The organism is Pseudomonas sp. SDO5271_S396, from assembly GCF_054071795.1.
On the sequence record NZ_JBSVWB010000056.1, the window covers coordinates 24,102 to 39,028 of the forward strand.

The 14,927-nt window shown below is 59.9% G+C and carries 14 protein-coding genes; 7 read left to right on the plus strand and 7 right to left on the minus strand.

Features of this window, described 5'->3' with window-relative positions; genetic code table 11:
• Positions 1 to 51 precede the first annotated feature (51 nt).
• Positions 52 to 345, minus strand: a complete 294-nt coding sequence (locus ACW9IN_RS26235) for a hypothetical protein (protein ID WP_003218723.1) — start codon at positions 343 to 345, stop codon at positions 52 to 54.
• A gap of 58 nt (positions 346 to 403) precedes the next feature.
• Entirely contained in the window at positions 404 to 1,009 is a 606-nt protein-coding gene (locus ACW9IN_RS26240; RefSeq protein ID WP_457368574.1) for an arylesterase, read from the minus strand.
• Positions 1,010 to 1,019: 10 nt separating this feature from the next.
• On the opposite strand from ACW9IN_RS26240, the gene ACW9IN_RS26245 reads away from it, so the two are divergent.
• Positions 1,020 to 1,703, plus strand: a complete 684-nt coding sequence (locus tag ACW9IN_RS26245) for an ABC transporter ATP-binding protein (RefSeq protein WP_457368575.1) — start codon at positions 1,020 to 1,022, stop codon at positions 1,701 to 1,703.
• Positions 1,703 to 4,213, plus strand: a complete 2,511-nt coding sequence (locus tag ACW9IN_RS26250; RefSeq protein ID WP_457368576.1) for an ABC transporter permease — start codon at positions 1,703 to 1,705, stop codon at positions 4,211 to 4,213. The genes ACW9IN_RS26245 and ACW9IN_RS26250 overlap by 1 nt, the downstream gene beginning before the upstream one ends.
• 45 nt (positions 4,214 to 4,258) lie before the next feature.
• Here ACW9IN_RS26250 and greB read toward each other — a convergent pair whose 3' ends face one another.
• Positions 4,259 to 4,732, minus strand: a complete 474-nt coding sequence (gene greB, locus ACW9IN_RS26255; RefSeq protein ID WP_457368577.1) for a transcription elongation factor GreB — start codon at positions 4,730 to 4,732, stop codon at positions 4,259 to 4,261.
• Between the two features lie 126 nt (positions 4,733 to 4,858).
• A complete protein-coding gene (locus tag ACW9IN_RS26260) occupies positions 4,859 to 5,830 on the minus strand; it encodes a hypothetical protein (RefSeq protein ID WP_457368578.1) in 972 nt (323 codons plus the stop codon).
• Positions 5,831 to 6,071: 241 nt separating this feature from the next.
• On the opposite strand from ACW9IN_RS26260, the gene ACW9IN_RS26265 reads away from it, so the two are divergent.
• Genes ACW9IN_RS26265 through ACW9IN_RS26275 form a run of 3 tightly spaced genes read left to right on the plus strand, consistent with a single transcriptional unit; the run spans position 6,072 to position 9,444 of the window.
• Complete coding sequence (locus ACW9IN_RS26265; RefSeq protein WP_457368579.1) at positions 6,072 to 6,998, plus strand: ATP-binding cassette domain-containing protein; 927 nt, start codon at positions 6,072 to 6,074, stop codon at positions 6,996 to 6,998.
• Positions 6,995 to 7,720, plus strand: a complete 726-nt coding sequence (locus ACW9IN_RS26270; protein ID WP_457368580.1) for an ABC transporter permease — start codon at positions 6,995 to 6,997, stop codon at positions 7,718 to 7,720. The genes ACW9IN_RS26265 and ACW9IN_RS26270 overlap by 4 nt, the downstream gene beginning before the upstream one ends.
• A gap of 14 nt (positions 7,721 to 7,734) precedes the next feature.
• Positions 7,735 to 9,444, plus strand: a complete 1,710-nt coding sequence (locus ACW9IN_RS26275) for a Gldg family protein (RefSeq protein WP_457368581.1) — start codon at positions 7,735 to 7,737, stop codon at positions 9,442 to 9,444.
• A 4-nt stretch (positions 9,445 to 9,448) separates the two neighbouring features.
• On the opposite strand, the gene ACW9IN_RS26280 is transcribed toward ACW9IN_RS26275, so the two are convergent.
• From ACW9IN_RS26280 to ACW9IN_RS26290, 3 genes are all read right to left on the minus strand, one after another.
• Positions 9,449 to 9,757 carry a class I SAM-dependent methyltransferase gene (locus ACW9IN_RS26280; protein WP_457368582.1) on the minus strand — a complete coding sequence of 103 codons (309 nt, stop codon included), beginning with the start codon at positions 9,755 to 9,757 and terminating at the stop codon, positions 9,449 to 9,451.
• Between the two features lie 249 nt (positions 9,758 to 10,006).
• Entirely contained in the window at positions 10,007 to 10,441 is a 435-nt protein-coding gene (locus ACW9IN_RS26285; protein WP_457368583.1) for a DoxX family protein, read from the minus strand.
• Positions 10,442 to 10,544: 103 nt separating this feature from the next.
• Positions 10,545 to 11,966 carry a transglycosylase SLT domain-containing protein gene (locus ACW9IN_RS26290; RefSeq protein ID WP_457368584.1) on the minus strand — a complete coding sequence of 474 codons (1,422 nt, stop codon included), beginning with the start codon at positions 11,964 to 11,966 and terminating at the stop codon, positions 10,545 to 10,547.
• A gap of 236 nt (positions 11,967 to 12,202) precedes the next feature.
• Between ACW9IN_RS26290 and ACW9IN_RS26295 the strand changes: the two genes are divergently transcribed.
• Both ACW9IN_RS26295 and ACW9IN_RS26300 read left to right on the plus strand, forming a co-directional pair.
• Positions 12,203 to 13,009, plus strand: a complete 807-nt coding sequence (locus ACW9IN_RS26295; RefSeq protein ID WP_457368585.1) for a TatD family hydrolase — start codon at positions 12,203 to 12,205, stop codon at positions 13,007 to 13,009.
• 96 nt (positions 13,010 to 13,105) lie between these two features.
• Positions 13,106 to 14,587: a methyl-accepting chemotaxis protein gene (locus tag ACW9IN_RS26300; protein WP_457368586.1), complete on the plus strand. Its 1,482-nt coding sequence runs from the start codon at positions 13,106 to 13,108 to the stop codon at positions 14,585 to 14,587.
• Positions 14,588 to 14,927 lie beyond the last annotated feature (340 nt).

Consider the following 14,927-nt stretch of genomic DNA (forward strand, 5'->3'; position numbering starts at 1 on the left):
CGATTGTATACGTGATGCGGGTCGCAAGCTTCAAGCTTTAAGCGACAAACCCTACAGCTCGAAGCGCAATTCCGGCCAGATCGGCGGTGTGCCGCGCTTCTGTGACTCAAGGATCGCCCGGCACAGGGGGCACAATCGCTGATCCTGAAAGATAGAACGGTCCACCGACGACCAGCGCGGTTGAGCGGGCAGCAGCGTCCCGCACAGCGTACGGTCGATCGAGCCACCCAACTCCAGCTGACGCGTCACCAGATGCACTCGGACTTCCTGGCAGGCGAACAAATCCAGCTGCTCGTCAGGCTCGATCAGTTGGTAGGCAAACAGGGACCAGGCAGGGCGCGACATCTGGGGCTCCGAATCAGGGGGGCGCCACATTAGCCGAAAGGCCGCGCCTAGAAAAGCGTCACAGCAACGGTTTTAGCGTCGGCCAGACATTTTCCAGCAACTTGCCCTGGGCACTGACCGCCGGGTGCAATTGATCCGCCTGCATCAACTCCGGATGGCCGCCTACGCCCTCGAGGAAAAACGGCACCAGGGGAATGTTTTTCTCCTTGGCCAGCACGCCATAGACTTCGGCAAACGCCGTGGTGTATCGCGGGCCGTAGTTGGGTGGCAACTGCATGCCCAGCAGCAGCACCTTGGCCCCCCCCGCCCTGGACTGGTCGATCATCGACGCAAGATTTTGTTGCAATTGCGCTGGCGGCTGCCCGCGCAAGCCATCATTACCTCCAAGCTCGATGACCACCACGTCCGGCTTATGCTCTGCAAGCGCCGCCGGCAGCCGCGCCAGGCCTCCGGCACTGGTGTCGCCGCTGATGGAGGCATTGACCACCTTGTCGTCGAAACCCTCCTGCTTGAGCCGTTGTTCCAGCAGTGCGACCCACCCTTTGCTGGTATCCAGGCCGAAACCGGCACTGATACTATCGCCAACGATCAGGACTGTACCCGCCGCTGCGTTCTGGGCCATGCACATCAGGGCCAGACCAGCACTCAAAAACCACATTCGCATCGGATTCTCCATGGGCGCACGCATTCTCACCGCGCGGAACCTTAGCAAAGTGGTTCCCAGCGCGGAAGGTGAACTGACTATCCTGCACGAACTGAGCCTGGAACTGAACAAGGGCGATAGCCTGGCTATCGTCGGCAGTTCCGGCTCCGGCAAATCCACCCTCCTGGGCCTGCTGGCCGGCCTCGACCTGCCCAGCAGCGGCGAGGTCACCCTCGCCGGACAAGCCCTGAGCAGCCTCGACGAAGACCAGCGCGCGCGTATCCGCGCCGAGCATGTGGGCTTCGTCTTCCAGTCCTTCCAGTTGCTAGACAGCCTCAACGCCTTGGAGAACGTCATGCTTCCCCTGGAACTGGACGGTCGTAAAGATGCGCGCGAACGGGCCAGGCACCTGCTGGAACGCGTCGGCCTGGGCCAACGCCTGACCCACTCTCCCCGCCAACTGTCCGGTGGCGAACAACAGCGAGTGGCGATTGCCCGAGCGTTTGCCGCCGAGCCTGACGTGCTGTTTGCCGACGAACCCACCGGCAACCTCGACAGCCACACTGGCGAACGCATCAGCGACTTGCTGTTCGAGCTTAATAAAGAGAGCGGCACCACCCTGGTGCTGGTTACCCACGACGAGCGCCTGGCCCATCGCTGCCGACGCCTGATCCGCCTTGAAGCCGGCCTGATGGTCGCGCCCCTGGAGCCTTGATGGCACGCCTGCCGCTGTTGCGCCTGTTCAGCCTTGCCATGCGCCAATTACTGCGCGATGCCCGCGCCGGTGAATTGCGCGTGTTGTTCTTTGCCCTGCTGGTGGCGGTGGCCGCCAGCACCGCCATCGGTTATTTCGGTGCGCGCCTCAACGGCGCCATGCTGCTGCGCGCCACCGAATTTCTCGGCGCCGACCTGGTGCTCGAAGGCAGCTCGCCGGCCCGTCCCGAGCAGATCAAATCCGGGCTCGAACTGAGCCTGGATCACGCGCGTATCGTGGAGTTTTCCAGCGTCATCGCCACCGATAACGGGATCCAGCTTTCCAGTATCAAGGCGGTCAACGAGCAATACCCGTTGCGCGGCGAACTGAAGAGCGCCGCAGCACCATTTGGCGAGGAAACCCCAGGCGGAGGCCCGAAACCCGGTGAAGCCTGGGTAGAGGCACGCTTGCTGACGGCGCTGGACCTCAAAGTCGGCGACAGCATCGATGTGGGCATGAAGACCCTGCGCCTGGCCCGCGTCCTGACCTACGAGCCCGACCGCGCCGGCAACTTCTATAGCCTTACGCCCAGGGTGATGATCAACCTCGCGGACCTGGATGCCACCGGCGTGGTCCAGCCCGGCAGCCGCGTCAGTTACCGGGAACTGTGGCGCGCGCCACAGGGCAGCACGGCACTGCAGACCTATCGCGACCTGGTCAAACCCGGGCTCGCCGCCAACCAGCGCCTGCAAGATTCGCGTGACGGCAATCAGCAGATCGGCGGCGCCCTGGGCAAGGCCGAGCGTTACCTGAACATGGCCAGCCTGGTTGCGGTGCTGCTCGCCGGTGTTGCTGTCGCGCTGTCGGCGAACCGTTTCGCCACGCGGCGTTTCGACGCCAGTGCGTTGTTACGCTGCCTGGGCTTGTCGCGCCGAGAAGCGATGCTGCTGTTCAGTCTGCAACTGAGTGTACTGGGCCTGCTGGCCAGCCTGACCGGGGCCCTGCTCGGTTGGCTGGCGCAATTCGGTCTGTTCTATTTTCTGCACGATCTGTTGCCGGCCGATGTACCGCCCGGCGGCCTGCTTCCGGCCATAGCCGGGATCGGCACCGGGCTGGTCGCCCTCGCCGGCTTTGCCTTGCCGCCCTTGGCCGCACTGGGTCGGGTCCCTCCCCTGCGGGTGCTGCGGCGCGACTTGCTGCCCATTCCGTCCAGCACCTGGATGGTCTACGGCGCGGCGTTGTTCGCCCTGGGCCTGATCATGTGGCGCCTGAGTCTCGACCTGGTGCTGACTTTCGCCCTGCTCGGCGGCGGTGTGCTTGCTGCGTTGATCCTCGGTGGCTTGCTGTTGTTGTTGCTGCAAAGCCTGCGACGGCTGCTGGCAAGGGCCTCGCTGCCCTGGCGGCTGGGCCTGGGCCAACTGCTGCGCCACCCGCTGGCGGCAGCGGGCCAATCCCTGGCATTCGGCCTGATCCTGCTGTCGATGGGTTTGATCGCCCTGCTTCGCGGTGAACTGCTCGACACCTGGCAAAACCAGTTGCCCAAGGACGCGCCCAACTATTTCGCGCTGAACATCCTGCCCGCCGACAAGGACGCCTTCGGCGCACGGCTGCTGGAAGTGCAAGCGCAATCCGCGCCCCTGTACCCGGTGGTACCGGGCCGGCTGATCAGCATCAACGGCGAACCGGTGCAGGAAATTGTGAGCAAGGACTCCAGTGGAGATCGCGCCGTACAGCGCGACCTGAGTTTGACCTGGGCTGCCGACTTGCCGCCGGGCAATGCCCTGGTCGCCGGTGCGTGGTGGTCGCAGCAACCTGCGGATGACGTCCCCGGTGTGTCGGTGGAAGCCAAGGTTGCCGAAAGCCTCAAGCTCAAGCTGAACGACCATCTGGTGTTCACTGTAGGCGGTGAGAACCGCGAAGCCCGTGTCACCAGCCTGCGCACGATCAACTGGGATAACTTCCAGCCCAACTTCTTCATGATCTTCCAGCCCGGCACCTTGAAGGACCTGCCGGCCACCTACCTGACGAGCTTCTACCTGGCGCCCGGCCACGACCAGCAGATCGTCGACCTCTCCCGGGCCTTCCCGGCAGTGACCATCCTGCAGGTCGAAGCGTTGCTCGAACAATTGCGCAGCATCCTCGCCCAAGTGACGCTGGCGGTGGAGTACGTGCTGCTGTTCGTCCTGGCGGCAGGGATGGCGGTGTTGTTCTCCGGGCTGCAAGCCACCCTTGATGAGCGAATCCGCCAGGGTGCGCTGCTGCGAGCACTGGGGGCCGAGCGCAAGCTGCTGGTCAAGGCCCGGCGCATCGAGTTCGGTTTGCTCGGTGCAGTCAGCGGCCTGCTCGCCGCACTGGGAACGGAACTGGTGACCTGGGTCCTGTACCGCTACGCCTTCGACCTGGCCTGGCACCCTCATCCGTGGCTATTGCTGTTGCCAGTGATCGGCGCGGTGCTGATCGGCGGTGCGGGGGTATTCGGTACTCGCCGAGCCTTGAACGCCAGCCCGCTGACCGTACTGCGCGAAGGTTGAGATGCCGATGGCTCGCGCTCTTCACAGAGGGCGGGCCATCATCCCTTACTTCACGTATTCAATCGCGGTGATCCACCAGCACACTTCGCCACCCGGGGTCTGCACGATGGCTTCATCATCCACCTCTTTGCGCAGCAGGGCTCGCGCCATTGGCGAATCGATGGAGATGTAATCCATCCGCTCATAAATCTCGTCATAACCGACAATACGAAAGCGCTTGGTATCACCCTGCTCGTTTTCGATCTCCACCCAGGCGCCGAAAAACACCTTGCCTTCCTGTTCGGGCATGTACTCCACCACGCGCATGTCTTCAAGGCGTTTGCGCAGGTAGCGCACACGACGATCAATCTCGCGCAGCAGTTTCTTGTTGTACTGGTAATCGGCATTTTCGCTGCGATCCCCCAGGGAAGCCGCCCACGTCACTTTGCGCGTGGTGTCCGGGCGCTTTTCCCGCCACAGGTAATCCAGCTCTTTCTTCAGCGCCTCATGACCTTCTTTGGTAATCAGCTTGGTACTCAAACGCTTGCATCCCCAAACACGGTTCATTGATGCCCAAACGCCATAACCTCATGCTCTGGCGTCGACAAACGACATCGATGATAAAGGAACCGCAGAAAGTAGCCAGAACCTGTGAACCTGCTCAGGCTAACCGTCCAGGGCCTGATCCAGTTCAGGCAGAACGCCCCGCAGGCTTTGGCGCAGCCCTGACAGATGCGTCATGGCCGATGCCAGCTGTTCCTCCTTGCGGCTGACGTCCCGCACCTGCTCTTGCAACTGTGCCTGTCGCAACTCAAGCGCTTGCGCCTTCTCATCCATCTGCCGTTGCTCCTGTTGCAATCGCGCCTGCCATTGTTCCAGCCTGGTTTCCTGCGTAGTGACAGCCAGCTGTTGCTGGGTCAGGTCATGGGCAACCCGGGCAAGACTCGCCAGCGTGTTGTCCACTTCGAACAAAGGCGTCGACTCCGGAGGAGCATTGATTGCAGGCTCAGGCGAGGCAACGACCGAACCCGCCTCGGCAGCTAACGGCAGAGCAACCGTAGACCGGTGTTCACGTTCAACGGCGTGTTGAGGCTCAAGCGGCAGCGTGGGCTCGGATGAACTCACAATCCTGGGTGGCGAAACCATTTGAGAGGAAAAACGAATGGACGGCACGATCAGCGAAGCACTCTCGATCGCAGGCAACGCGGGTGCTGACATCCCCAGCGTAATGACCTTCATGACCAAAGCTTTCTTGATGATCACCGAATGATGATCCTCGGGTCTGGCCGGCGGCAGCTTGCAGCCCTTCAGGTCAATGAAATGAAAGGGAACCTCCGGCTCCCCGGGGCTCAGGGTCCGGGTGCCCGAGGCGGACGCCACCATCAGAATCTGTTTGAAGACCTGCATGGCCACGTGCAGGTCGTCTTTGGATTCAATGCCTCCCAGAAAGTAGCGTTCAAGTTTCTTTCGCAATGTCGCGATGTAAATCCTGGAACTACCGGGCTCAGTCTCTTCATCAAGGCTATAGACAAGAAAATTGGAGGCTGCCTGAGCAACAGCAAACCCACAGAGCAGCGCACCGTTGACCGGCGCATTATCCCCCCCGCGTTCAAGTACTAAAGTACGTAGAAGCATCATCGTAATCAGGCCTCACTCCAAAAACAGCAACCTTACATAAACGTCGGATAAACACCCAACCGTTGATAACACTCTAAGCACACCAATTGTTTCAGCGCGCGCCCGACGCTCACGTAAGAATTTCCTTATTAACGGAAGCCTGCATATTCAAGTTCTGCAATAGAACGTACCCTTTTTAAAAATCTACCCTTGCACCCGCCTGAATACACATGCCGGCCTTGCATAAATCTTCGGTAAACAGATGATCGAAATAACTAACCTGACAAAGTACCAGGGTAAAAAAAGTGTTATCTGTAACTTTTCTCTCACTGTACAGCGAAAGGAATGTGTAGGAATTTTTGGACGGCAAGGCGCAGGCAAATCCACATTGCTGAACTTGATAGCCGGCTTGATCAAACCCTCAAGCGGGTACGTCATGGTTCAAGGGTTCAACACTCTGACCCAATCCCATCAAGTCAAATCCGTAGTGGGTTATCAGCTTGAAGGCGGACTCAATCACCACACTCTGTCGGTCAAAGGTTTTCTGAACTTCGTCGCGGGAGCTCACGGATACACCGGGATAGAAAAACGCCAGAAAGTCGACCGAGCAGCCACTCTGCTCGAGCTGCTGCCCCTGCTCGACCACCCCATCGACACGTTGCCACCAGGCTTAAAACGGCAACTCGCCATTGCCGGGGCCGTTCTGCATGGCCCCGGCCTGTTGCTACTGGACGAACCCGGCGAAGGCTTGAGCCCTGACCAGGCGAGCGCGCTCAAGACACTCATCCAATCCTTGGCAGAGGAAATGACCCTCGTCATTGCCTGCCGTCAATGCGAAGAGCTGTCCAGCCTGTGCACACGAGCACTGGTGATTGCCGATGGGCAACTGGCGGCAGACAGCTCGCCCCAAGAGCTGAAAAGCCGTTCTCGGCATTTCCAGGCAGTGACCCTGACAGCCCAGACTCCTTTGGATCTGCTAGCGCTGGCAGTGCTACCCGGCGTTGCGGGTATCGAAGAAGACCTGCATTCCCCGGGAACCGTGACCGTGCTCGCCATGCCGGGACAGACCATTTACCCCGCAGTCAATGCATTGATAGCCAGTCGTGGCTGGAACATCACCTCCATGGCGCTGGAACCCGGTCGTATCAACGACGTCGTTCATCATCTGAGCCAGGAGAACACCCTTTGAAACGGATGCCGGTGGTTTTCACCCGCCAACTTGTCAGTTATATCAGCGCACCGAGTATTTACCTGACCGTTGCCGCGTTCCTGGGACTGTCCGCCGCACTGGGCGTGCAAATGAGCCAGTGGATGGAGCACGACAACAGTGACTTGGATGCTTTCTTTCAATGGCACCCCTGGCTGTATCTGCTATTGATTCCCGTGCTGTCAGCCCAACTATGGTCGGATGAACGCAATGCCGGTTTTTTTAACGTCATACACGCATTACCCATCGCATCGTCCGAGTTGGTTGTCGGAAAATTCCTGGCGGCCTGGACAGTCTGTGCGCTTACCCTGGCCCTCACTTTTCCTATTGTCATCGCCGTCAATTATTTGGGCACTGCAGACAATGCAGTGATTGCCTCACAATACCTGGCCAGCTGGTTATTGGCCGGCAGTTATTTATCGATCGGCTGTTTTATTTACACATTCACACACCAACGCGTGATTATCTTTACCGTAACACTGAGTTTGCTTTTTATCGCGAGCGCTCTTTATTACGTGTCAGATGCACTGGAGCACCAAGCCCCTATCTGGGTGATTGACAGCCTGATTGCACTCAGCCCGGTGTTGCACTTCGAGGCAATCGACAGCGGGAAGCTGACACTTCATGACGGCCTTTACTTCATCAGCATGATCCTGGCTTTTCTCGTTGCGACGACCGTTGCACTCAACGCCAAGCGCAGCTGAGAGGAATGTCCTTTATGCGACCCGTGCTGCGCACAAGCATGACACTGGTAGTCATCCTGCTGGTTTTCCTCGCGTTCAATCTGGTCTGGATAAACCGGCTGCCCAATGCCCAATGGGATATTTCGCACCTCAAAGTGCATACCTTGTCCGCTGCGGTGCAGAGGTCGCTGACAACCCTGGAAAGCCCGATAGAACTGTACTATTTCAACTCGCACACCGACCCGAACACCCACCGCGTATTGAGACGTTACAGTCAACAGGTCGAAGATCTGCTCAGAGAGTACGAAAAGGCGGCCCAGGGCCTGATCAACCTGCACGTTATCAATCCTGCCCCCTTCTCCGAAGAATCGTACAAAGCGGAGCTATTCGGGCTTGATGTCAAACAGGGCGTATTCGGCCTGATCGGTACGCGCGCCGGTCAAGGTCCACAACGTATCGCCTCATTCGATCGTGATCGTGCCCCTCTTCTCGAATATGAAATCAGCCATTTGCTCCACAAGCTGACGAAGCCCGAGCGTGCCACCGTCGGTCTGCTGTCGGGACTGCCCATCAAGACTGCCACCGAACAACGGCTGACGCAGCAGTTCAATCTGGTCACTGTAACGCCCAACGTCGAGCGTCTGCCCCAAACCGTCCAGACGCTGATGGTGATGCACCCACACAAACTGCCTGATCCTGCACTGTACGCAATTGATCAATTTGTTCTGGAGGGCGGAAAACTGCTGATGTTTATCGGGCCGAAAGAAGGAAAGGCCTCCTCCCCCTCGCGGCTGGACGGAATGCTTGCGAGCTGGGGGCTGGAGGTGTCGACTGACAAGTTACTGGCCGACAGCTTCTACGCAACACCGATCACACTGACCGCCGGGATGCCCACGGTGCGTCATCCGGCCAGATTGACCCTGCCACGCCAGGCGATGAACGCGCACGATATCAGCAGTTGGAAATTGGCTTCGGTGGTCGTGTCCAAAAGCGCAGCACTGACCCCCCTCAAGAACGGCAGGACCCGTTTCACGCCGCTGCTGCAAAGCTCTGCACACGCGGCATTGATGGACGCCAAGCGGTTTGCCTCCCCGGACACCTTCAATACATTGATCGAAGAAGCGAGTGCTGAAGGGCAGCACCATGTCATTGCAGCACGCATCGAAGGGCCAGGTTATTCAGCATTTCCCGACGGCATTGAAGGCCAGCCACCAGGCTTGCAGAAAGCATCACAGATCCAGGTCGTGGTGGTCGCCGTCCCAGACATGCTCGCCAACACTACGCCTGACAACGGGTTATTTGTCTTGAATGTCCTGGATAACCTCGCGGCGCCCGAGCCCCTTGCGAGCATTCGCCCTCGCGCCATGGGAGGTCTGCCCCTGCAGGTATTGGCAGACCTGCGCGAAGCCGCAGCGCGCTCTTATCGCCAAAATGCAGTTGAACTGGAGCAGCGTCTGGAGCGCACGGAACAGGAGTGGCAATTACTGAACCCGCCCGCTCAGATGGTCGGTGCCCAAGCGGTCGAAACGAACATGCTGTTGCAAGCGCTCAATAAGGAACGCCTGCGATTGCCCATGGAATTGCACATGTTGAAAAGCCAGGCGTATGCGTCGGTCGATCGTCTTGAGCTCATCATCAAGTCACTCTTGATCGTTCCGATACCCCTGCTGCTATGCCTGATTGCAATGGGGCTGTCACTGCGCCGTCGCCGCCACTGGCCACTACCCGCCGCGGTGTCTCAGTGAACGTTCAACGGCGGGCAATCAGACCCTGACGGGCAATGCGCGTAAGATGACCGATCACTTCGCCTGCATCACTGGCGCTGGGCGCCTGGATCACCGCCAGATCAAAGCTGTTATTGGCAAAGCGGGCCAGGGAGTCACCATCTTCGACAAACTGAATCAGAAAAGCCGAAGGCCGCCCGGTGCGACGCGGCCAGCCATCCAGATAACGCAATAGCGTCGGCTGGTGCTTGCCACCCAGGAGAATTTTAGGATTACGTTGAGTCAAGTCCGCAGTGATCGGGGCCAGGCGTATGAGGGGGCGTAGTGCATTCATCGTGTCGTGTCTCTGCCTCAAAAGTCTGCGGGCAGGTGAGAGGCAACACCGAACCAGCGCTTTAGCGGAATTTCGAAGCCTGGATCAGGCTTCTGTCGGGACCGATAACGATCACCCCTGGCGCCCCGCAATTAGCTGTTTAAATCGGCGCATGAGCGGCATCCTAGAGAAGCCCGTGGTGCGATGTCAAGAATCCCGGACAGCAAAAGGCCCGCACAGGGCGGGCCTTATCAGGACACTATCGGATCATCAATTGGCGATGGCGCGGTCAGCCGACCATTTGCCCGCGCCCTCCAGCAGCACCGCCAAAGCGCCACCCAGCAAAGCCAGTGCAAACTCATAACCGTTGTTGGCCATGAACAGGCCGTTATGGATATGAACCGAAAAGATCGCCACCAGCGACAGAATGGTCAGCCCCAATGCCGCCGGGCGCGCCAGCAAGCCGATGATCAGGGCCAGCCCGGCGAAAAACTCGGTACCGCCCGACAGAACCGCCATCAGGGTGCCCGGCGCCAGGCCAATGCTTTCCATCCATTGCGCAGTACCCGCCAGGCCGTAGCCGCCAAACCAGCCGAAGAGTTTTTGCGAACCATGGGCCGCAAAGATGACGCCGACAAAAATGCGCAGAATGGTCAGGCCATAACCGGCGCGGGTGGACAGAATGCGGTTGATCAATGGGCTCATGGGAACAATCCTTTTCAAAGTAAGGTGGGGTTGGCCGCTATATTAATCAGTTTAAACAATGATAAAAGCCGAAAAATTGCCACATAGATATCGATAAAATAGATTATTTACGTGAAGCAACTTTTGGCGCCGCCGGCTCCAGGGACTCGCGCTCCCGATCGAATGCCAGGAAGTATTTGTTCACGCTATTAACATAGCTGACGCCGCCCATCCCCACTTGCTCCATGGCTATGCGTTCAACCTGAAAAAACCACTGATTGGGGTTCAGCCCCCGCCGCCTGGCCTCGGTGCGCATGCCCTGCACACGCTCCGGCCCCATGTTGTAAGCCGCCAGCACAAACGCCATGCGCTCGCGTTCATTGAGCTTGGGGCTGGCGAAAAACTTGCGACGGATCATCGCCAGGTAGCGGGCGCCCGCCTGCACATTACTGTCGAGGTTCTCGATATTGTTGACGCCCACCCGCTGTGCTGCCGACGGAGTGATCTGCATCAGCCCCGTGGGGCCGCCACTGTTGCGCGCGCCCGGATCGAAAGCGGACTCCTTGAACGCCAGCGCAGCCAGGTTCAACCAGTCGATCCCCTGCTCGCGTGCATGCTTCTGCAGCACCGGGCGCAGCTTCTCCAGGCGCTGGCGGTCCGCTCGGGCCAGTGGATTACGCACTTGGTAAAGGCGTCGGTAGATACGCTGGAACGCCACGTCCTGATCGGATGGCGTGCGGTAGGTCTTGAGAAAACGATCAATGCTGGCGCGCAGCATCGAGGCATCCTGGCGCACAAACCAGTACTCGTCGCCCGGCTCGCTGATCGCCACCTGTTTATCGAAGCGCAACTTGGGCAGGATTTTCGACCAGCGCTCGGCGATGGGCTTTTCGACGATGGTCAGGTGAAAAATGCCGGCCTGGACCATCTCCAGCACATCCTCCACAGCCAGGGTCGGATCGACCCACTCCACCTTCACCGGCGGCTGCTTGTGCAGCGCCAGTTTCTGGTTGACCTGGCTGATGGCGTCCGCCGCTGCACTGCCGGTGGTCAATGCCAGGGTGCGCCCGGACAATTGCTCCAGCCTGGTAAAGCGCCGCTCTCCCTTCACACCCACCAGCCACAACGGTACATCGCTGACAATCGGGTCACTGGCGCTGATCTTGTGCGCGGCCTTTACATCCAGCAATTCACCGGGGGCCACCAGGTCGCCTTCGCCACGGGCCAGTGCCCCCAGCAGCTGGTCCTTGGCCTTGGGAATGATCTTGAGGTTGATCTCCTGGCCATCACGGGCGTGACCATTGAGGTACTGCTCGAAGGCGCGCAGGCGATGGTATTCCACACCAATGGCTTGCCCCTGGACCTCGCCGGAACTGTTACGGCTCTGGTTCACCAGCACACGCAGGGTACGACTGGAACGAATCTCCGCCAGGTCGCGGACCTTGCCGGGCCGGGTCACTTCCAGCGGCCCGTCCAGACGCGCCACCGCCGCCATGGGCAGCAGCAACGTCAGGCACAACACTAGCAACGCCGAGGGTCGGATCATCCGCTCTCCGGAAAGAATACTGGCCAGCGCCTTCGCGAAGAACGAGGCGGTGGGGGTCAGAAACAGAGCGCTTTAAGCGCTGGCAAGGCGCGCAACGGTGGCACAACGGCAGGTGTTCGGCCAACCACAATGTCACTTGCGACGTTCAAAGACAGCTTTAACTCATTGTAGTTCTTCGTTTTTCTTATAAATCTACAGCTCTGATATGCTTTCCGGCCGCAGGCGGAGATAGCACCATGCAACTCATTGATATCGGCGTCAACCTGACCAACCCCAGTTTCGACGAGAAGCACCAGGCTGTTCTCGACCGAGCCTATGCCGCCGGCGTACAACAGCTGGTCCTGACCGGCACGAGTGTCGACGGCAGCGAACAGGCTCTGGAACTGTGCACCCAATTGGACGAAAGCGGTCAACGCCTGTTCAGTACCGCCGGTATCCACCCCCACTCCGCCAGTGACTGGAACAGCGACAGCGCCCGCCGTCTACGCAGCCTGCTCAGCGAAAACCGCGTGCGAGCGGTGGGGGAATGCGGACTGGATTTCAACCGGGACTTTTCACCGCGCCCGCAGCAGGAAAAGGTGCTGGAAGAACATCTGGCGCTGGCCGTCGAATTGAAGCTGCCGGTGTTTCTGCACGAGCGCGATGCCAACCAGCGCCTGCTGGCTATCCTCAAGGACTACCGCGATCACCTCACCGCCGCCGTGGTGCATTGCTTTACGGGCGAGCAGCAGGCGCTGTTCAGCTACCTCGACCTCGACTTGCACATCGGCGTCACTGGCTGGATCTGCGACGAGCGCCGTGGGACACACCTGCATCCTCTGGTCAGGGAAATTCCCCGGGGCCGTCTGATGCTGGAAAGTGATGCGCCCTACCTGCTGCCGCGCACCTTGCGACCCAAGCCGAAAAACGGTCGGAACGAACCGGCGTATCTGCCGGAAGTGCTGCGCGAAGTCGCCCTGCACCGCAACGAAAGTGTGGAAGACCTCGCCCAACACAGCACCGCCAGCGCACGGGCGTTTTTCGACCTGCCTGCATTGGACTGATGCGGCGCATTGACCCATGTCAAAACCGGCTTCCTGAATAGCGGCACAATAATGGCACCTTGCCAATGCTGTTTCCGCTATCAGAGAAGACCTTCCATGGGTGCCTGGCTTAGCAATATCTCGCTGAAGTACAAATTCTGGGCCGTCAACGCGGTCGCCTTTATCACCACCCTGCTGCTGGTGCTCTATGCCGTGCAGCTTGAACAACAGGCTCGCAGCGAGGCTTCTCGAACCTCGGCGCAAGCACAGGGGCAACTGCTCGGCGCCTGGCCGGCCGGCCAGACACTGCCGAGCGACGAGCACTGGCTGACGTTCCAGCGCGGCCAAATCCCACAGCTGGCCGGTCAGGATCTGTCGGCCCTGGGCAGTGCCATTGGCTGGGTCGAACTCAATCACCTGCCCCTGTTCGGCGAAAACCCGCTGATGGGGGCTGAAGTCGTCGCCCGTACCGACGGTGAGTACGTCGCCGTACTCGCCTACGCACCCAGCCTGAGCCAAGTGTTCGAAGAGCGCTTCGCCAACTATGCCGTGGCGGTCCTGATCCTGATGCTGGCGATGCTCGGCGCCTCGCAATTGCTGATCCGCTTCCTGCTCAGCCAGCTCAATACTCTCAAAGATGTGATGCTCCATGTGGAGAAGACCGGCGACCTGTCCGCCCGGGTCCCCTTGGCGTGCAAGGATGAAGTCGGCCAGATGGCCAACGCGTTCAACGCGATGCAGGCCGGTTACCAGCGAGTCGTGGGTACCGTGGCGCGCACCGCACGGCAACTGGACGATGGCGCCGCACGACTGGCCAGCAGCATGAACGACGTGCAGCACGGTATGTTCGGCCAGCAAAGCGAAACCGACCAGGCCGCCACGGCCATCAACGAGATGACGGCCACGGTCTACCACATCGCCCAGCACGCGGGGGCGACCCGGGACCTGTCCCAGACCGCCGACACCCTCGCCGGCAGCGGCCAGGCCGTGGTGACTCGCGTACAACGCTCCATCGCCGGGCTGTCCAGTGGTGTGCAGCAGACCGCTGAAATGATCCAGAAACTGGCCGAGGACAGCCAGAAAATCAACGGCGTGGTCGGGGTGATCCACAGCATCGCCGAACAGACCAACCTGCTCGCGCTCAATGCCGCCATCGAAGCCGCACGTGCGGGAGAAATGGGCCGCGGTTTCGCCGTGGTCGCCGACGAAGTGCGCAACCTCGCCAAGCGGGTGCAAAGCTCCACCGACGAAATCACCCAGATGGTCTCGGCCCTGCAAGCCGGAACCCGGGACGCAGTGGACTTCATGCAGGAAAGCTCGTTCAAGGCCGACGACTGCGTACAACAAGCCCAGGAAGCCGGCGCGGCCCTCGCAGAAATCACCGGCGCCGTGGCGCAGATGCGCGAAAGCAACACCCAGATCGCCGTCGCCGCCGAACAGCAGAGCCATGTCGCCGAAGAGATGAACCGCGCCGTGGTGAGCATCCGCGACGTGACCGAAAACACGGTGCAGCAAACCGTGGATTCGGCCACCACCAGCAACGAATTGGCGACCCTGGCGGGTGAACTGAGCAAGGCGATTGGGCAACTAAAGCTGTAGGAGCTTTCAACCTGTAATCCCGCGCCTACATCCAAGCCTCGGTTTACCCGAGGTTTTGGCGAAACGTCCTAACCTTACTGGCGAATAACGCCGACTTCTTTTTCCTGCCCACCTCTCCAAAGTCTCTCGCCTGCTCAATCAGCGCGAGGGACCGCCGATGCACCTTTCTATCCATGCCCCACTCCATGGGGCCGCTTCATGACTCCGGTGATTGCCAGGTTCGTCCTGTCACCCATGGATGCCAAACGGCCGGACGTCGACGCTGTCCTGCATGACTTTCGCGGCTGCCTGAACACCTTTGATGAGTGGGCGGAACGTTTCTGGAGCTTTTCAGCGCTCG